The sequence below is a fragment of the Pseudomonas sp. EB271-G4-1 genome, assembly GCF_058791355.1.
The window spans coordinates 148,182-166,927 of the sequence record NZ_JBYTEO010000004.1 but is presented as its reverse complement, the minus strand read 5'-3'; the positions used below and the strand labels follow the sequence as shown (position 1 = coordinate 166,927).

At 60.3% G+C, this 18,746-nt stretch carries 18 protein-coding genes; 15 read left to right on the top strand and 3 right to left on the bottom strand.

Annotated elements, in window-relative coordinates:
- Positions 1-21 precede the first annotated feature (21 nt).
- Positions 22-1,566, bottom strand: coding sequence for a cellulose biosynthesis protein BcsE (gene bcsE / locus AC3WWR_RS03755; RefSeq protein WP_492598468.1), 1,545 nt, complete (start codon positions 1,564-1,566; stop codon positions 22-24).
- A gap of 672 nt (positions 1,567-2,238) precedes the next feature.
- Between bcsE and AC3WWR_RS03750 the strand changes: the two genes are divergently transcribed.
- From AC3WWR_RS03750 to AC3WWR_RS03715, 8 genes are all read left to right on the top strand, one after another.
- Positions 2,239-3,126, top strand: coding sequence for a TauD/TfdA dioxygenase family protein (locus tag AC3WWR_RS03750; protein WP_492598467.1), 888 nt, complete (start codon positions 2,239-2,241; stop codon positions 3,124-3,126).
- A gap of 18 nt (positions 3,127-3,144) precedes the next feature.
- Positions 3,145-4,170, top strand: coding sequence for an ABC transporter substrate-binding protein (locus AC3WWR_RS03745; protein WP_033042433.1), 1,026 nt, complete (start codon positions 3,145-3,147; stop codon positions 4,168-4,170).
- A gap of 5 nt (positions 4,171-4,175) precedes the next feature.
- Positions 4,176-5,036: an ABC transporter ATP-binding protein gene (locus tag AC3WWR_RS03740; RefSeq protein WP_020795872.1), complete on the top strand. Its 861-nt coding sequence runs from the start codon at positions 4,176-4,178 to the stop codon at positions 5,034-5,036.
- Between the two features lie 22 nt (positions 5,037-5,058).
- Positions 5,059-5,925, top strand: coding sequence for an ABC transporter permease (locus tag AC3WWR_RS03735; RefSeq protein ID WP_492598466.1), 867 nt, complete (start codon positions 5,059-5,061; stop codon positions 5,923-5,925).
- A gap of 74 nt (positions 5,926-5,999) precedes the next feature.
- Positions 6,000-6,926, top strand: a complete 927-nt coding sequence (locus AC3WWR_RS03730) for a LysR family transcriptional regulator (RefSeq protein ID WP_020795870.1) — start codon at positions 6,000-6,002, stop codon at positions 6,924-6,926.
- A gap of 211 nt (positions 6,927-7,137) precedes the next feature.
- Positions 7,138-8,673, top strand: coding sequence for an MFS transporter (locus AC3WWR_RS03725; RefSeq protein ID WP_033042430.1), 1,536 nt, complete (start codon positions 7,138-7,140; stop codon positions 8,671-8,673).
- A 26-nt stretch (positions 8,674-8,699) separates the two neighbouring features.
- A complete protein-coding gene (locus AC3WWR_RS03720; RefSeq protein WP_033042428.1) occupies positions 8,700-9,764 on the top strand; it encodes an HlyD family secretion protein in 1,065 nt (354 codons plus the stop codon).
- Entirely contained in the window at positions 9,761-11,260 is a 1,500-nt protein-coding gene (locus tag AC3WWR_RS03715; RefSeq protein WP_492598465.1) for an efflux transporter outer membrane subunit, read from the top strand. The genes AC3WWR_RS03720 and AC3WWR_RS03715 overlap by 4 nt, the downstream gene beginning before the upstream one ends.
- Before the next feature lies 1 nt (position 11,261).
- Here the strand turns inward: AC3WWR_RS03715 and AC3WWR_RS03710 are convergent, their stop codons facing one another.
- Entirely contained in the window at positions 11,262-12,020 is a 759-nt protein-coding gene (locus tag AC3WWR_RS03710; protein ID WP_033042424.1) for a slipin family protein, read from the bottom strand.
- A gap of 2 nt (positions 12,021-12,022) precedes the next feature.
- Positions 12,023-12,556, bottom strand: coding sequence for an NfeD family protein (locus tag AC3WWR_RS03705; RefSeq protein WP_033042423.1), 534 nt, complete (start codon positions 12,554-12,556; stop codon positions 12,023-12,025).
- A 196-nt stretch (positions 12,557-12,752) separates the two neighbouring features.
- Between AC3WWR_RS03705 and AC3WWR_RS03700 the strand changes: the two genes are divergently transcribed.
- The 7 genes from AC3WWR_RS03700 to AC3WWR_RS03670 all read left to right on the top strand — a co-directional run bounded on the left by AC3WWR_RS03700 (position 12,753) and on the right by AC3WWR_RS03670 (position 18,739).
- On the top strand, positions 12,753-13,214 hold the full coding sequence (locus AC3WWR_RS03700) for an aminoacyl-tRNA deacylase (RefSeq protein ID WP_033042421.1): 462 nt from the start codon (positions 12,753-12,755) through the stop codon (positions 13,212-13,214).
- A 132-nt stretch (positions 13,215-13,346) separates the two neighbouring features.
- Positions 13,347-13,592 carry a DUF2789 domain-containing protein gene (locus AC3WWR_RS03695; RefSeq protein ID WP_020795863.1) on the top strand — a complete coding sequence of 82 codons (246 nt, stop codon included), beginning with the start codon at positions 13,347-13,349 and terminating at the stop codon, positions 13,590-13,592.
- Positions 13,593-13,706: 114 nt separating this feature from the next.
- Positions 13,707-14,135: a MarR family winged helix-turn-helix transcriptional regulator gene (locus AC3WWR_RS03690; protein WP_020795862.1), complete on the top strand. Its 429-nt coding sequence runs from the start codon at positions 13,707-13,709 to the stop codon at positions 14,133-14,135.
- A complete protein-coding gene (locus AC3WWR_RS03685) occupies positions 14,132-16,204 on the top strand; it encodes an FUSC family protein (RefSeq protein WP_168757051.1) in 2,073 nt (690 codons plus the stop codon). The genes AC3WWR_RS03690 and AC3WWR_RS03685 overlap by 4 nt, the downstream gene beginning before the upstream one ends.
- Positions 16,201-16,410 carry a DUF1656 domain-containing protein gene (locus AC3WWR_RS03680; RefSeq protein ID WP_008059581.1) on the top strand — a complete coding sequence of 70 codons (210 nt, stop codon included), beginning with the start codon at positions 16,201-16,203 and terminating at the stop codon, positions 16,408-16,410. The genes AC3WWR_RS03685 and AC3WWR_RS03680 overlap by 4 nt, the downstream gene beginning before the upstream one ends.
- On the top strand, positions 16,407-17,294 hold the full coding sequence (locus AC3WWR_RS03675) for an efflux RND transporter periplasmic adaptor subunit (protein ID WP_083349976.1): 888 nt from the start codon (positions 16,407-16,409) through the stop codon (positions 17,292-17,294). Before AC3WWR_RS03680 ends, AC3WWR_RS03675 begins: the two co-directional genes overlap by 4 nt.
- Positions 17,291-18,739: an efflux transporter outer membrane subunit gene (locus tag AC3WWR_RS03670; protein ID WP_033042760.1), complete on the top strand. Its 1,449-nt coding sequence runs from the start codon at positions 17,291-17,293 to the stop codon at positions 18,737-18,739. The genes AC3WWR_RS03675 and AC3WWR_RS03670 overlap by 4 nt, the downstream gene beginning before the upstream one ends.
- The last annotated feature ends 7 nt before the right edge of the window (positions 18,740-18,746 follow it).

Genomic DNA, 18,746 nt, shown 5'->3' with positions numbered 1-18,746 from the left:
CCTGTAGCAATTGGGTGTAATTCATGGGCAAGGCTCCGACAGCGGCAACGTAATGCGTTGCGGTGCGTAGCCGCTTTGGCTGATGGCGCGCGTCAAATCAGCGGTGACTTGACCGGTGGCCATACGTGAAACCTCAAGATTGTGGGGGGCATCGATGAAATCCCGACGCGGCAGGACGTCCGCACTGGAAAGCACCTCGCAATCGCTGAAAATATCCCGCCACGGCAAACGGCAGATGTTTCCCAGCGCAGGCTCCAGTCCGTCGGCACGGCATGCGAACAGGAAGAGATAAAACACACCATCAAGAACGCAGGCGACATCGCCAAAGCGGCGCAAGGTGATCTGGCTCAAGTATTGGTCGATGTTCAGGTCGCCCCGCGGGCGTAGTCGCAATAATTGATGGGCCAGCTCGCCTGAAGCACCGCTGTAGACCTCATCAAGCAGGTCGATAAAGTCACTTGGCGGCAATATCCCGCGCCGCGCTGGAGGACGCAGTCGTGCAAACAGCGACTGGATGTCAGGAGTCTGACGATGGCGCCAGATCTGGCCTTGGGCGCTTTCTACCATGCTGAGAAAGTTCGCCAGCGTGGTTTTGGCAGGCACGATCAAGTTGGCTCCGCACGTCAGTAACAGACGCTCGTCGCGATAGCGCAGGCAGGCTTCTATTTCCCGCACAATAATCTTCAAGGCGGCACCGCATTGCTCGCGCAACTTGTGTAATTGCCGAGCCAGGGGTTCTACATCCTGGTTACTTTCCAACGTGACGATCACGCAAGCGGCACGCGCGTGGGAAGCCTGCTGCAGTAGATCGACGCGGTGTTCGAAAACGCGCCATTGCTCTGATAACGGTGCCGTCCCCTCCAGAGCTGAACGCTCGGTCAAGTAAATGCGTTGGTCGTCGGTACGGGTTTGTGAGGGACCGGAAAGCTGCGAATCACTCAGGGAAAAACCGCTGTCGCTCGCTTGCAGGTCAAATGCCTGAGCGGCGCAAACACCCAATTGGCTGTGCCAGAAGTTCAGTTGGTAATGAATAGCGCCATCTTGGCGATACAGTTGTGCCAAACCGGAAAGTTGCTCGTTGAGACTGGACAGGCGTTGATGTAAAAGGGGCGCTTGACCGCTGCACAGTACTAGCAGCGTGCAATCAATGCTCAACAGCCATTGACGGGTACTTTCGCACCAGCGTTGTAACTGATTAGTGCTGAGTGCTTCCAGATGGACCGAGTTCAACATCAATACGAGATGGCTGCCGCGCGCGATTTTGGTTCGCTGTAAATCCAAGGCCAGGGACGTAAAGGCAAGACGAGCAGGCGCATCGTGAGGCATGCAAAACAGGCGCAACTCCGATGGGCCGCAATCCTCAGCCATGGAGTCGACGACAGTTTGAGGTTCGATGCCGCTGCATACCAACGCGGCAATATGTTCTTGCGACAGGCCCGATAAAAATTGACGAGCCAAAATTTCTGCATCAGTTGCAAGGTCCAGGGTGACCCAATATAACCGCCCCTGGCGCAGCAACATTTGCTCATCCTGCAGATGCCGGATGGCTAACGTGACATGACCCAACGCCTTCTACTCCAACTGTCCGAATGCACCAAAACTCAGCCAGAACGGTTAGGTATCGGCAAAATTTGAAGGCCGCTCACTAAGAGACAAAGGTACCTGGCGCTGCATTCGCCTAGACACCGGTCTCATTAAGATGATGAAAATCACTCTCGGGCGAGTAACCCGGAAAGAGCTGTCATGGGGCCAGTCAAAATATGGGCCATTTGCAGCGCGCAGATGATGGGATATCAAGCTGTCTGTGTCAATATTTTGTAACTAACAACATGTGTAGCGAATGGCCAGTAAAAATATGACATGTTTTTGGCGTATTAGGCCCTTGTCCTGATCAGCGCTCCTAGATGATTGAATCCTGTGTCAGCCAATTGGCGAACTGGGAAGGATGATGCTAAATCTGGTCATAAATGGACTGTGAAAGCAAAAAAGCACTCAAGTAGACCTACGTCTATCTGACAGAAGGAGTTTCCAACGATCAAAGGGCTGAAGAAGCAGACAATAAAAGCCATATATATATTCTATAAAGATATTTAAATTTACTTTCTTATATCTATAAAGTCACATCCATGCGTACCTGCCGACCAATCGGCGCGCCGCACGACACGAACCAACACGGGACCTCCGTGAGTTTCTGATCGACGCGCGCGCCTTTGAGCGTGCCGTGCGTGGGAGTGATTTATGTCTGCAGCTTCACCATCGCCAAGCATCGCGCCACAATCTTTCGACATCCGCCCGTTCAGCGGTGCGGTGGGCGCCGAAATCATCGGCCTCGATTTGTCCCGCCCGGTCAATGACCAGGACTTCGCGCGCATTCACCGCGCGCACCTGGATCATCACGTGGTGGTGTTCCGCGACCAACGCATTACCCCCGAGCAGCAAATCGATTTCAGCCGCCGTTTCGGTGTGCTGCAGATCCATGTGCTCAAGCAATTCCTGCTGGCCGGGCACCCGGAAATCCTCATCGTTTCCAACATCATCGAAAACGGCCAATCCATCGGCCTGGGTGACGCCGGCAAGTTCTGGCACTCCGACCTTTCCTATAAGGAACTGCCAAGCCTGGGCTCAATGCTGCATGCCCAGGAACTGCCGTCCGAAGGCGGCGACACGCTATTTGCCGACATGCACAAAGCCTGGGACAGCCTGCCCGAGGCATTACGCAAAGCCGTTGAAGGTCGCTCGGCGGCGCACTCCTATACGGCGCGCTACAGCGAGACAAAATTCGAAGGCAATTGGCGCCCGACCCTGACCCCGGAACAACTGGCCCAGGTTGCCGAAGTCATTCACCCGGTGGTGCGTACCCACCCGGAAAACGGCCGCAAGGCGCTGTTCGTCAGCGAGGGTTTTACTACCCGTATCGTTGGCTTGCCGGAAGACGAGAGCAAGCAATTGCTCGACGAGCTCTACGCCCACAGCGTGTTGCCGCAAAACATCTACCGCCACCCGTGGCAGCCCCATGACCTGGTGTTCTGGGACAACCGATCGCTGATCCACCTCGCCGCCGGATGCCCCAGCCATCTGCGCCGCAAGCTGTATCGCACCACCATCCAGGGCGACGCGCCTTTCTGATTTGTCGGAGATTTGACCATGTCCAAACGTCTACCCTTTGCACCGCTGGCCGCGGCAATCGGCCTGGGGTTCAGCCTGATCGCCGGCAGCCTGGTCGCACCGACCGTGGCCCAGGCCGAAGGTGAAATACGCATCGCCGAACAGTTCGGCATCGTTTACCTGCTGCTCAACGTGGTGCGCGATCAGAACCTGATCGAGAAGTACGGCAAGCAGGAAGGCATCGACATCAAGGTCGACTGGACGCAGCTCTCCGGTGGTGCCGCGGTCAACGATGCGCTGCTCTCCGGCTCCATCGATATCGCGGGTGCCGGCGTCGGCCCGCTGCTGACCATCTGGGACCGCACCCACGGCAAGCAGAACGTCAAGGCCGTGGCCTCCCTGGGCAACTTCCCGTACTACCTGGTCAGCAACAATCCCAAGGTCAAGACCATTGCCGACTTCACCGAAAAGGACCGTATCGCGGTACCGGCGGTGGGCGTGTCGGTGCAGTCGCGCTTCCTGCAATATGCCGCCGCCAAGCAGTGGGGCGACAAGGAATTCAATCGCCTCGACAAATACACCATCGCCGTGCCGCACCCGGATGCCACGGCAGCGTTGATCGCCGGCGGTACCGAGCTGAGCGGGCACTTCTCCAACCCGCCATTCCAGGATCAGGCGCTGGCCAATCCAAACGTGCATGTGGTGCTCAACACCTATGATTTGCTGGGCCCGAACTCGCCGACTGTGTTGTTCGCCACCGAAAAATTCCGCAATGAAAACCCGAAAACCTACAAAGCCTTCATCGACGCGCTGACTGAAGCGGCGACCTTTGCCCAGAACGATAAGGGCGCGGCAGCGGACACCTACATTCGCGTCACCAAGGCCAAGATCGACCGCGCCGAGCTGCTGAAAATCATCGACAACCCGCAGTTCGAATTCAGCGTCACGCCGAAAAATACCTACCCCCTGGCCGAGTTCCTCTACCGCGTGGGCGCGATCAAAAACAAACCGGATTCGTGGAAGGACTACTTCTTCCAGGACGCCAAACCGCTGCAAGGGAGCTGACCGACATGAACGCCCCTTTGCAAGGCCACACGGTCAGCAAACCGAACGCCTGCGCCCAAGCGCTGCTGTCGGTCGATAACGTCAGCCTGGAATACCGCACGCCCCAGCGGGTGGTGCGTGCCACGCACCAGGTCAGCTTCGAGGTCGACCCTGCGGATCGCTTTGTGCTTCTTGGGCCGTCCGGGTGCGGCAAGTCGACATTGCTCAAGGCTGCCGCGGGATTCATCCAGCCAGTCGAAGGCGAGATCCGTCTGCAAGGCCAGCGCGTCCATGCGCCAGGGCCTGACCGGATCGTGGTGTTCCAGGAATTCGATCAACTACCACCGTGGAAAACCGTCAAGCAGAACGTGATGTTCCCGCTGCTGGCTTCTAAAACCCTCAAGCGCAATGAGGCCGAAGAACGGGCGTTGCACTACCTGGACAAGGTCGGTCTGGCGGCGTTTGCCGATGCCTATCCGCACACCCTGTCAGGCGGCATGAAGGCGCGGGTTGCCATCGCCCGGGCCTTGGCGATGCAGCCGAAAATCCTCTTGATGGACGAACCCTTCGCCGCGCTCGACGCCCTGACCCGACGCAAAATGCAGGAAGAATTGCTGCTGCTCTGGGAGGAGGTGCGCTTCACACTGCTGTTCGTCACGCACTCCATCGAGGAGGCGTTGGTGGTGGGCAATCGCATCCTGCTGCTGTCGCCGCATCCGGGGCGCGTGCGTGCCGAAGTCCACAGCCATCAGTACGACTTGCACAGCCTGGGCGGCGTGGCATTCCAGGAGTCGGCGCGGCGCATCCATCGCTTGTTATTCGATGAAGGCCAGTCGCCGGGAACCGAGCGCGAGCTGGATTTCGCCGACATCCGCATTGCTTATTGAGCCAGTTTGAGAGGAGGGCCCGATGAGCCATTTATCATCCCCGCGTGAAGAGTTCGAAACGGTTTTGCAGCCACTCACCAGCGTACCGCTGGAACGCGAACTGCCGCTTGGCCAACGCCTGTGGCAACAGGGTTGGCTGCGCAAAAGCCTGATCCTGATTTTGCTCGCCGTACTCTGGGAAGCCGTTGCCCGTTATCAGAACAACGATCTGCTGCTGCCAAGTTTTGTGCAGACCACGCATGCGCTGTACGACGGCCTGCTCAGCGGCGAATTGCTGGGTAAAGTGTGGATTTCCCTGGTGGTGCTGCTCAAGGGCTACCTGATCGGCATCGTCCTGGCCTTCGCCCTGACCACCTTGGCGGTGTCGACGCAATTGGGCCGCGACCTGCTCAGCACCCTGACCTCGATGTTCAACCCGTTGCCGGCGATTGCCCTGCTGCCGTTGGCGTTGCTGTGGTTCGGACTGGGGCAGAACAGCCTGATCTCCGTACTGGTGCATTCGGTGCTCTGGGCCCTGGCGCTCAATACCTACGCAGGCTTTCTCGGCGTCTCGGAAACCCTGCGCATGGCCGGGCGCAACTACGGCCTCAAGGGCCTGCGCCTGGTGCTGTTCATCCTGATCCCGGCGGCGCTGCCATCGATCCTCGCCGGCTTGAAAATCGGCTGGGCCTTTGCCTGGCGCACGTTGATCGCTGCCGAACTGGTGTTTGGCGCGACCAGTGGCAAGGGTGGGTTGGGTTGGTACATCTTCCAGAACCGTAATGAGCTGTACACGGACAAGGTGTTTGCCGGGTTGGCGGTGGTGATTCTGATTGGGTTGCTGGTTGAGAATCTGGTGTTTGATACGTTGGAGCGGGTGACGGTGAAGCGGTGGGGGATGCAGCGCTGATCCGTTGAGTCTGCCTGTCAATGATTTGCTAGCATTGCGCCTGAATCAATCCTGATAAGGCATACGTGCTCTCCATGCAACTACCAGATATGAACCTGTTGGTCGCCCTCGACGCCTTGCTCGACGAGGGCAGTGTGGTGGGCGCCGCGCGGCGAATGAATCTCAGCCCGGCGGCCATGAGCCGCACCCTGACGCGTATCCGCGAAGCCATCGGTGATCCGATCCTGGTGCGAGCCGGCCGTGGTCTGGTGCCGACGCCAAAGGCACTTGAATTACGCGAGCAGGTACGCGACGTAGTAGAGCAGGCCGCGCACTTGTTCCACTCGGCCAGGGTTGTGGACCTGGGCAGCCTGCGTCGGCGCTTCAGTATCCGGGCCAATGATTTTTTCATCGGTATCTATGGCGGCAAGCTGTTCGACACCATGGAGCGTCAGGCCCCGCACTGCGAATTACGTTTTGCGCCAGAGGGCGATGGCGATGATGAGGCCTTGCGTGAGGGTCGCATCGATCTGAGCGTCAGCAACAACCGGCCGCTGATGCCTGAAGTGAAGGTGCAGAATCTGTTTTCCACACAGTTTGTCGGCCTGGTGCGCGAGGATCACCCCTTGCTCGATCAAGAAATCACCGCAGAGCGTTTTGCTGGCTATTCCCATATCAGCATGTCCCGTCGCGGGATCGCTCGCGGGCCGATCGATGCGGCGCTCAACGCCCTGGGCCTGGAGCGGCGAGTGGCGGTGATTGCGCCAAGTTTCCACGCGGCGATGTTTGCCTTGCCCGATTCCGACCTGATTCTGCCGGTGCCCAGGGAGACGCTGTTGAGCGTGCGTCGACTGGGGCTGAAATTACGCTCGTTCACCTTGCCCATTCCATTGCCGACCATCGTGCTTAACCAGGCCTGGCACCCGCGCTTCGACAATGACCCCGCTCACCGCTGGCTGCGTGAAACGCTGAAAGCTTGCTGTGACGAGACGTGGTTGGCAGCGCAACCGGTGGTGAGTTGAACGAATGAACCTGTGGGAGCGAGCCTGCTCGCGATAGCGGGGTGTCAGTCAACGGTGATGGTGAATGTTACAACCCTTTCGCGAGCAGGCTCGCTCCCACAGGTTCTGCAGCATTGCGTGTAACGCACTTATAACCTGTCGATAAGTCAGTTTTCGTCAGGTCACACGCTTCATAGAATGTTTCGGACTTCAAATCCCGGAGCTCGCAACAATGACTTCCCTCACGGTCACGGCAACTCTCGCCGCGACCATCCCGACGGCCGCCACACCACCGGTTTTCGGCCCGCGGATCATCATCGGCCTGGTTGGCGTGTTGCTGGCAGTGCTGGTGTCGGGCCTGAACGAGATGGTGACCAAGGTTGCCCTGGCCGATATCCGTGGCGGGTTGGCCATCGGTTACGACGAAGGCACCTGGCTGGTCGCTTGCTATGCCGCGACCTCGGTGGCTGCCATGGCGTTTGCGCCTTGGTGTGCCGTCACGTTCTCGCTGCGGCGCTTCACCCTTTACGCCATCAGTGCCTTCACGCTGTTGGGGGTTTTGTGCCCGCTGGCGCCGAACTACGAAAGCCTGCTGGTCCTGCGCACGTTGCAGGGGCTGGCCGGTGGCGCGCTGCCGCCGATGCTGATGACCGTTGCCCTGCGTTTTCTGCCAGCCAACGTAAAGCTCTACGGATTGGCTGGTTATGCCCTGACGGCCACTTTCGGCCCGGGCCTGGGCACGCCACTGGCAGGCCTCTGGACCGAGTATGTGGGCTGGCAGTGGACCTTCTGGCAAGTGGTCGTACCCTGCTTGATTGCCCTGGTCGCGGTTGCCTACGGCATACCCCAGGACCCGCTGCGGCTGGAGCGTTTCAAACAGTTCAACTGGCGTGGTTTGCTGTTGGGTTTTCCGGCGATCTGCATGCTGGTGATTGGCATCTTGCAGGGCAATCGGCTGGATTGGTTCGAGTCGAGCCTGATTGTTGGATTGCTGGTGGGCGGTACGCTGTTGCTGGTGCTGTTTTTGATCAACGAGTGGTCGCAGCCGATTCCGTTTTTCAAGATGCAGATGCTCGGCATCCGCAATCTGTCGTTCGCGCTGGTCACCCTGGCCGGCGTGCTGGTGGTGTTGCTGGCGGTGGTAGTAATTCCTTCCAGCTATCTGGCGCAGGTTCAGGGGTATCGCCCGGTACAAACTGCACCCATCACCCTGCTGGCGGCGCTCCCGCAATTGATAGCGCTGCCGTTGGTGGCAGCGCTGTGCAACCTGCGCTGGGTCGATTGCCGCTGGGTATTGGGGATCGGCCTGAGCATGCTGGTGTTGTCCTGCATCGGCGGTTCGCAGTTGACCTCGGCGTGGATTCGCGACGAGTTCTATGTCCTGCAACTGCTGCAGATCTTCGGTCAACCCATGGCGGTCCTGCCGCTGCTGATGCTCTCGACTGGCAGCATCAACCCCATGGACGGGCCGTTTGCGTCGTCCTGGTTCAACACCGTGAAAGGCCTGGCAGCAGTGGTCGCCACCGGCGTGCTGGAAACCCTGACCACGCAGCGCCTGCATTTTCACTCGACCATGCTGGTGGACCGTCTCGGAAACTCTCCCCTGGTCGACAGCGACGCCCCGGGCCTTGCCCACCGGCTGCATGAGCAGGCCGTGGTGCTGGCCGCCTCAGACCTTTACCTGTGCATGGCCGGCGTCGCATTGGCGCTGATCCTGCTGATTTTCTGGCTGCCGACGCGGATCTATCCGCCCCGTGCGCCGACTTGAACGCATCACTGAAACAGAAGGTTTTCATGACGACTCAATCCAAGCAAAAAGTAGCTGTTGGCGTCGCCGTCGTGATCGCGACGGGCGTACTGATTTATCTGCTGGCGCCCGGCCTGTTTGGCCAGCGCACAGAGCAGAGCACCAATGATGCCTATGTCTCGGCTGACTACACACTGGTGGTGCCGCGCGTTGCCGGGTTCATCAAGCAAGTGCTGGTGGAAGACAACCAGCAGGTCAAGGCCGGGCAACTGCTGGCGCTGATCGATGATCGCGACCTGCGCGCCGCCGCCGAAGCGGCCGCCGCCGAAGCCGTGGTGGCTCAGGCGCAACTGCAAAATGCCCGGGCGACGCTTGAGCGTCAGGCCTCGGTGATCGCCCAGGCACAGGCACAGGTAGTGTCCGCCAAGGCTGAAATAGCCTTCGCTCAACATGAACTGAACCGATACGACCACCTGGCCGGGGTCGGTGCCGGCACGGTGCAGAATGCTCAGCAAGCGCGCACGCGCATCGATCAGGCTACTGCCAGGTTGGCCAATGTCACGGCGGTGCTGGCGGCGGAGCGCAAGCAGGTGGATATCCTTACGGCCCAGCGTGACGGAGCAGAAGGTGGGTTGAAACGGGCGCAGGCAAAGCTGGAAATCGCCAGTTACGAACTGTCTTACACACGTATTACCGCGCCGCAGGATGGCATGGTCGGTGAGCGCGCGTTGCGTGTCGGGGCCTATGTCACGCCGGGCAGCAAACTGCTCGCCGTGGTACCGCTGGCGCAAGCCTATGTGGTGGCCAACTTCCAGGAAACCCAACTGACGAATGTGCAACCAGGGCAGGGCGTGCAGGTGCGTGTCGACACCTTTGGCGGCGCAGCGCTGAACGGCCGGGTCGAGAGCATCGCACCGGCCACCGGCGTGACCTTTGCGTCAATCAAGCCGGATAACGCGACGGGCAACTTCACCAAGGTGGTGCAGCGGATTCCGGTGAAGATCGTGCTGGAACCGGGTCAGCCGTTAGCCGAACGGTTGCGGGTGGGGATGTCGGTGGAGGCGAGTATCGATACGGCTGGTGCGAAGGCCAATGAGGTTGCGCAGCGATGAGTATCTTCGTTGATTGCGATCCCCTGTGGGAGCGAGCCTGCTCGCGAAGAGGCCATCCGTCTCGACTCACCCTTTGTGCCTTGCTCGTGATGAGCCTGTCAGCCTGCACCGTAGGCCCGGACTTCCAAAAACCTCAGGCACAGCAAGTCACCGAGTGGGCGAAACCATCCAAGGCCGCCGCCAGCCAGGCCAGTGAGGAGACGATGAACGAACGCTGGTGGCAAGTGTTCAACGATCCGCAACTCTCGGCCCTCACTCAACGTGCCCTGAGCGACAACCTTGACCTGAAACTCGCCAGCAGCCGCTTGCAACAAAGCCGTGCTTTACGCCAGGTGATCACCGCCGACCGCTATCCGAATACCGCCGCCACGGGTAGTTACGCCCGTAAACGCAACAGCGGCGAAGGCCTGAGCGATCCATCGGGGCACAACGGCAATTCTGCATTCAGTCTCTGGGATGCCGGCTTCTCCGCCTCTTGGGAGCTGGATTTCTGGGGTCGCGTGCGCCGCGAAACCGAGGCCGCCAATGCCACCGTGGAAGTCGCCGAAAACGACCGTCGCGGTGTGCTGTTGTCGGTGCTGGCGGAAACCGCTCAGGACTACATTCAACTGCGCGGAGTGCAGAACACCCGTGCCGTTACCGAACAGAACCTCGAGGTCGCTCGGCACAGCCTGAAACTTTCGCAGCTGCGCCTGGCTGATGGTGTCGCAACGGACCTTGATGTCGCCGAAGCCGCCGCCCAGGTCGCGGCCATCGAGTCGCGCCTGCCAGCACTGGAGCAGCGCCAGGCCCAACTGATCAACGCCTTGAGCCTGTTGATGGGGGAACCTCCCCAGGCGCTGGCGGCCGAGTTATCCACTGACGCGCCGGTGCCGCAAACGCCGCGCCAGGTTGCCATCGGCCTGCCTTCGCAACTGGCCGAGCGCCGCCCGGACATTCGCCAGGCCGAAGCCCACCTGCATGCCGCGACCGCGAGCATCGGCGTGGCCAAGGGGGATTTTTATCCACGGATTACCCTGTCAGGCAGCGTCGGTTCGCAAGCCATGCAACTGAGCGATTTCGGTTCCTGGGGTTCACGCACGTTCGGCATCGGCCCGCAATTCAGCCTGCCGCTGTTCGACGGCGGCCGCCTGCGCGGCGTGCTGAACCTGCGCGAAGCCCAGCAACAGGAAGCGGCCATCGCCTATCAGCAAACCGTCTTGCGCGCCTGGCATGAAATCGACGACCAATTGAGCGCTTACAACGCCAGCCAACTGCGCCGCGACAGCCTCGCCGAAGCGGTACGCCAGAACCGTATCGCCCTGCAAACCGCGCAACAGCAATATGTCGAGGGCGTGGTGGACTTCGTCAACGTCCTTACCGTGCAAGGCGCATTGCTGGCGACCCAGGAGCAATGGGTGGAGAGTTCCACCGGCGTGTCGCTGGCAGCAGTCGGGTTGTACAAGGCACTGGGTGGCGGATGGGAGTCGGTTTATCCGCTGGCGGCGCAACGCTGACTCAAGGTTTAGCCGACAGATCCGCCATGCCCTTGAGCAATTCGATCGGCAACGGGAAGACAATGGTCGAACTCTTGTCTCCGGCGATCGAGCTCAGTGTCTGCATATAACGCAGCTGCATGGCGCCGGGTTGGCGGCCGAGCATTTCGGCGGCTTGCATGAGTTTTTCCGACGCCTGCAATTCGCCTTCCGCGTGGATCACCTTGGCCCGGCGTTCGCGTTCCGCTTCTGCTTGTCTGGCGATGGCGCGGATCATCGATTCGTTGAGGTCCACGTGTTTGATTTCGACATTGGCAACCTTGATGCCCCAGGCGTCGGTCTGGGCGTCGAGTACTTGCTGGATGTCGATGTTCAGCCGTTCTCGCTCAGCCAACAGTTCATCAAGTTCGTGTTTACCGAGCACCGCACGCAAGGTGGTTTGCGCCAGCTGGCTGGTGGCCATGAGAAAATCTTCGACCTGAATGATTGCCTTCTGTGGATCAAGTACTCGGAAGTACAGGACTGCATTGACTTTGACCGAGACGTTATCGCGGGTGATCACATCTTGCGGCGGGACGTCGAGGACGATGGTGCGCAAGTCGACCCGGACCATTTGCTGGATCACCGGAATCAGCAGGATCAGGCCGGGGCCCTTGACCTGCCAGAAGCGTCCGAGCTGGAACACCACCCCACGCTCGTACTCGCGCAGGATGCGGAACGTCGCCCCCGCCAGTGCGATCAGCAGTAGCAGCAGCGCGACAAAACCGATTTGCAGACCCATGGCTAACCTCCAACCGTTACCGCGTCAGCCGCGGCCACTTCCAGCAACAATCCCTTGCGTGCCACCACCCGGACCTTTTGCCCGACCTGCAATGGCTGGGCGCTCGATACCTGCCAGCGTTCGCCCTGTAGATGCACCCAGCCCAGACACGCATCGCCGGCCTGCAAAGACAGCACCGGGGTCACGCTGCCCAACAGGCCGGCGTCACCGCTGACGGTGTGGCGCGGTCGGGTCTTGAGGGCGCGGATCAACAGGAATATCAAGAGCAGCGCGCTGAGCAGTCCCAGGCCGATCATCAACGGCACGGGCAGTTCGGCATTGGTCAGGATCACTGCGCCGATCACGAACATCACGATTCCGCCCAGACCGATCACGCCATAGTTGGGCAGCGCCGCCTCGGCGATTAAAAAAGCGATACCGAAAGTGATCAGCCAGATCCCCGCGGGATTGGAACCGGGCAGTTCGGCGGTGTCCGCAGCGATGGCGACTCCGCTCAATGCCAACAGCAACGCAAGCGCACAACAACGAGTGTTCACGTGACCCTCCAGGAGAGTCGCAGGTGGTTCTGTATACAGTCTAGTTGAGGCGCTGGTTGTATGAATTTTGCTCAGTTGTCGACCTGTCCGATGGGCGGAATTCCCGCTGGTTTGCCCCAGCGGGCCTAGACTTTTACTACGTACAAAAGTGTTAACCATCGTCCGCCAGGCGTTTCTGCGGACACCGAGGTGCATCATGCGTATGGCAAGAACCGTGCAGAAAAGCCTGGAGCAGGCTCAATGCGAATATGACATCGTCACCCATCCCCATTCGGCCAGCAGCCTCGAAACCGCACGGGTGGCGGGTATACCTGCAGAACGGGTGGCCAAGTCGGTCATTCTTGACGACCACCACGGGCATTACCTGATGGCCGTGCTTCCCGCCAGCCGTCACCTGGACTTGAGCAAAGTGCGCAGCACCGGTGAATGGCAGGTTTCCCGCGAGAGCAACCTTCCGCATCTGTTTGAAGACTGCGAACGCGGGGCCGTGCCGGCCCTGGGCGAAGCCTATGGACTTGACGTTGTCATCGACCCGCTGCTGACTCGACAGAAAGACATCTATCTGGAAGCCGGCAATCACATCAACCTGCTGCACATGGACATGCCGCAATTCCTGAAAATGGTGCCCCATGCAGAGGTGCGGGAGTTGAGTCATTGAGGATCGTTTCGTCAATGCTGTCGTCTTCACGAGCGGGCTCGCTCCCACAAGGTGAACGCCTTCCCTGTGGGAGCGAGCCTGCTCGCGATTGACCGCGCAGCGGTCCCTTTATCAGTTTTACTGGAGCCCGACATGGAAAACCCAACCCACAATCTTCCCTCCCTGTTCAAGCAACTCGGCCTGCCTGACGACGCCGAGAGCATCGACAAATTCATCACCACCCACTCACCGCTCAAACCGGACCTGCACCTGGCGGATGCTTTTTTCTGGAACCCGAGCCAGGCGGATCTGTTGCGCAATGAAATTCTGGAAGACGCCGATTGGGCCGAGGTGGTGGATCAGCTGGATGTGATGTTGAGGAAGGGGAGGGGAATGTAAAAAGCCGAAGATTTGTTTCAAAACTTGACTGAAAATCCCTTCCAATGCCATATTGATAGTTAGCAAACTAACAGTGTGTTTTCCCTCGTGCCGAATAACCTCGACGCTCTGCAAATGAACATCAGCAGCACCATGGTGGTGGCCGCCCGGCACTGGCGCAAAATCTGCCAGTCCACCCTGGCCAACTATGGAATTTCCGAAGCTTGTGCCGTCCCGTTACTGATGATCGGGCGTCTAGGCGAGGGCGTGCGGCAGGTGACGGTGGCGCAGGCGGCGGGGATGGAAAGCCCGTCCCTGGTACGTTTGCTCGATCAGTTGTGCCATGGCGGTTACGTCTGCCGCACCGCAGACGCCCAGGACAGGCGCGCCAAATGCCTGAGCCTGACCGCTACCGGTCGGACCCTGGTGCAAGCCGTCGAGGTTGAGTTGGTGCGTTTGCGTCATGAAGTCCTCGAAGGCATCGATCCGGCAGATCTTGAAGCGACGCTGCGCGTATTGAAGGCCTTCGAGTCGGCCAGTCATTTGCCGGTAACCAGCCCTTGAACGGTTTCTTTTCCGGTATGCCCCCGGCCCGGGACTGGTTCTACGGAGTACGCACCTTCGCGGCCTCGATGATCGCGCTGTATATCGCCTTGCTCATGCAAATGCCGCGTCCTTATTGGGCGATGGCCACGGTGTATATCGTTTCCAGCCCGTTTGTCGGCCCCACCAGTTCCAAGGCGTTGTACCGCGCAGTCGGCACTTTTCTGGGCGCCGCTGCGGCGGTCCTGTTCGTGCCGATGTTCGTGCAGAGTCCTTATGTGCTGGTGCTGGTCATCGCACTGTGGACCGGGATTTTGTTGTTCCTGTCCATGCATTTGCGCACCGCGAACAATTACGCCCTGATGCTGGCCGGCTACACCTTGCCTTTGATCGCCCTGCCGGTAGTGAATAACCCGTTGGCAGTGTGGGACGTGGCCGAAGCGCGCACAGAAGAAATTTTCCTCGGCATCGCCGTCGCTGCGGTGGTCGGTGCGATGTTCTGGCCGCGACGGCTGGCGCCGGTGTTCAACGATTCGGTGAGCAAGTGGTTTGCCGACGCGTCGAATTACAGCACGCGCTTTCTCGCCCGCAACGTGCAGCCCGAGGAGGTCAGCGCCTTGCGCGCCTCAATGGTCGCCACGTTCAATACCCTGGAACTGATGATCGGTCAGTTGCCCCACGAAGGCGCGCGTCCGCAAACAGTGCGCAACACCAAGGAGTTGCGCGGACGGATGATTCACCTGTTGCCAGTGATCGATGCCCTCGACGATGCGCTCTACGCGCTGGAAAGGCGCACCCCTGAGCTGGTGGACAAGTTCGCGCCATTGCTGGCCGCTGCCACTGAATGGCTCGATCACAAGAATGCTGATCCCGAGCGTTGGCAAGCGCTCAAAGACCAACTCGAAGCGCTGCAGCCCAGCACCGCAGTGCTGGATGATCGCAAGCAACTGCTGTTCTCCAACGCCATTTATCGCCTCGGCGAGTGGGTCGATTTGTGGCAGGACTGTCGCAGCCTGCAACACGCGATCCAGTGCGAAAGCCAGGACAGTTGGCGTGCGGTCTATCGGCATTGGCGCCTGGGGCGCCTGACCCCCTTTCTGGATCGTGGGCTGATGCTCTATTCCGCCGCTTCCACCGTCGCGGCGATCATTGTCGCCTCGGTGCTGTGGATTCTGCTGGGCTGGACCGATGGCGGCAGTGCAGTGATCCTGGCGGCCGTGGCGTGCAGCTTCTTTGCCTCGATGGATGACCCGGCACCGCAGATCTACCGATTCTTTTTCTGGACGGCGATGTCGGTGGTATTCGCCAGCCTTTACCTGTTTCTCGTCCTGCCCAATCTGCATGATTTCCCGATGCTGGTGCTGGCCTTCGCCGTACCGTTCATCTGCATCGGCACACTGACGGTCAAGCCGCAGTTTTACCTGGGCATGTTGCTGACGCTGGTCAATACCTCGTCGTTCATCAGTATTCAGGGCGCCTACGACGCGGACTTCCTCAGTTTCGCCAACTCCAACCTGGCTGGACCGGTGGGCTTGCTGTTCGCGTTCGTCTGGACCCTGATCGCCCGGCCGTTCGGTGCGGAGCTTGCGGCCAAACGCCTGACCCGTTTCGCCTGGCGCGACATTGTCAGCCTCACCGAGCCGGCCACGCTGGCCGACCATCGACGCCTGGGCGTGCAGGTCCTGGATCGACTGATGCAGCATTTGCCGCGGCTGGCCGTGACCGGCCAGGACACCGGCATCGCCTTGCGTGAAGTTCGTGTGGCGCTGAACCTGCTTGACCTGCTGGCTTATACGCCGCGGGTTCACGGCGTTCCGCAGGCATTGCTGCGTCAGGTAGTGGCCGAGGTCGGCGAATACTTCAAGGCCTGCCTCAAGGCCGGCGAACGCCTGCCGGCGCCGAGTCCGTTGCTGATGACCCTCGACCGCACGCGCCGAGCGTTGGGCGGCGCGGGTGATGAAGAAACCCGCTTGCACCTGCTGCACGCCTTGAGCGGCTTGCGCCTGGCGTTGTTGCCCGGCGTCGAATTCGTCGGATCTGCCGAGCCCGAAGAACCGCTTCCCCATGGCATCGATGGAGCGCCTTTATGATCGGTGATCTGGATATCAGCGGGGTGTTTTTGCCTACGCTGCTGGTGCTGATGGGCATTACCTATGTGTTGTACCTGTTGGTGCACGGGGTGCTGACGCGCCTGCACTTTTACCGTCTGGTCTGGCACCGGGCATTGTTTAACGTGGCTCTCTACGCCTTGCTGCTTGGCGCCGTGGATTCACTCAGTCGATACCTGATGACATGAAAAAGCCGTTTCTAACCCTTGGTCGCGTGGTCCTGACCCTGTTGATCGTAACTTTCGCCGTGGTCGTGGTCTGGCGCATGGTGATGTACTACATGTTCGCGCCCTGGACCCGTGACGGGCACATCCGGGCCGACATCGTGCAGATCGCGCCGGACGTATCCGGGCTGATCCAGCAAGTGCAAGTGCGCGACAACCAGTTGGTAAAGCGCGGCCAAGTACTGTTCAGCATCGACCAGGACCGTTTCAAACTGGCCTTGCGCCAGGCGAAAGCGGCGGTCGCAGACCGCGAGGAAACCTTGGCCCAGGCCCAGCGTGAAGCCAAGCGTAACAAGGGTCTTGGCAATCTGGTGCCGGGCGAACAGCTGGAAGAAAGCCAGTCCCGGGTGGCCCGCGCACAAGTGGCGTTGATGGAAGCCCAGGTGGCGGTAGACAGCGCGCAACTGAACCTCGATCGCTCGGTTGTCCGCAGCCCGGTGGACGGCTACGTCAACGACCGCGCGCCGCGAACCCAGGAGTTCGTCAGTGCCGGGCGGCCAGTGTTGTCTGTCGTAGACAGCAATTCTTTCCATATCGACGGCTATTTCGAAGAAACCAAACTCAACGGCATCCACATCGGCCAAAGCGTCGACATCCGGGTCATTGGCGACAATGCGCGCCTGCGCGGCCATGTGGAAAGCATCGTGGCCGGTATCGAAGACCGCGACCGCACCAGTGGCAACAACTTGCTGCCCAACGTCAATCCGGCCTTCAGCTGGGTGCGGTTGGCCCAGCGGATTCCCGTGCGTATCGCGTTCGATGAGGTCCCTGAGGATTTCCGCATGATCGCCGGGCGCACCGCCACGGTATCGATCATCGACGACCAGAACCGGGAGCCCGTGCAATGAGCAAGGCCTCGGGTTTGGCGATCGCCGGATTAGGCTTGCTGCTGTCGGCGTGTCAGATGGTCGGTCCGGATTATCACCTGCCGGACGAAGCCGCGATCCACCGTGAAGACCTGCAGGGCGAACTGGCGGTGGACGGCAAGCCGGTGGTTTCGGCACCGGTGCCTGCCGATTGGTGGCGCTTGTATCAGGACCCGCGGCTCGACCAACTGGTGCAGCAGGCCATGGCGTCCAACACTGATTTGCGTGTAGCGGCCGCCAGCCTGCTGCGCGCTCGCGCTCAGGTGGACGAGGCCGAGGCGGCGGGCGGCTGGAGCGGTGGGGTGAAGATGGGCGCCCAGCGCTTGCAGGAATCCGGTGAAGCGTTCTTGCTGCCGGAAAAGGTGCCGGTGGCCAACATCGGCGATATCGGCATCAGCGCGTCCTACCAATTTGACCTGTTCGGCACCTTGCAGCGCGGCATCGAAGCGGCCAAGGCCAATGCCGATGCGACCCAGGCTGCCGCCGATACGGCGCGCATCACTCTGGTGGCCGATGTGGTCCGGGCTTACACCCAGGTGTGCGCAGCCAACGAGGAACGGGAAATCGCCCAGCATTCCCTCGACCTGCAAGCCCAGAGCACCACGCTGATCCAGCGTTTGCGCGATGCCGGGCGTGGCGACGAAACCCAGGTCACCCGTTCGCAAACCCAATTCAAATCCTTGCGCGCCGACATGCCGCGCTATGAGGCGGCACGTCAGGCCGGGCTTTTCCGCTTGTCGATGCTGCTGGCCAAGCCTGTGGATCAACTACCGGCCGGCACCGCCAGCTGCGACGAACTGCCAAAAATCACGCAATTGGTACCGGTGGGCGACGGTGCATCGCTGCTTAAGCGCCGCCCCGACATCCGCCAGGCCGAACGTCGACTGGCGGCCGCGACCGCGGGTATCGGCATTGCTACCGGTGAGCTTTACCCGGACATTCGCATCGGCGCGACCATCGGCACGGTCGGTCTCCTGGAAAACCTCGGCGAACCCTCTGCCAACCGTTGGGGCTTTGGCCCATCGCTGACCTGGAATGTGCCGACCAACGGCGCCAGGGCACGAATTCGCGAAGCTGAAGCGGTGACCCAGGCGACGCTGGCGCATTTCGATGGAGTGGTACTCAACGCTATTCGTGAAACCCAGACCGGCCTGGCCCAGTACTCCGCCTTGCTGCAACGCCGTGAGGCGCTGGCGGACGCCGAGCAGTCGGCGAAGCTGGCCGCCGACCAGACCCATCGTTTCTTCCAGGCCGGTCGTGCATCGTTCCTGGCGGACTTGCAGGCGACCCGCACCTACATCGACGTCACCGCGCAACTGGCCGCTGCCAACACCCAGGTTGCCATCAGCCAGATCGATTTGTTCCTCGCCTTGGGCGGTGGTTGGGAAAGCGGACGAACGCAAGCATCGAACTCCGGCAAACCCTGAGGCCGTT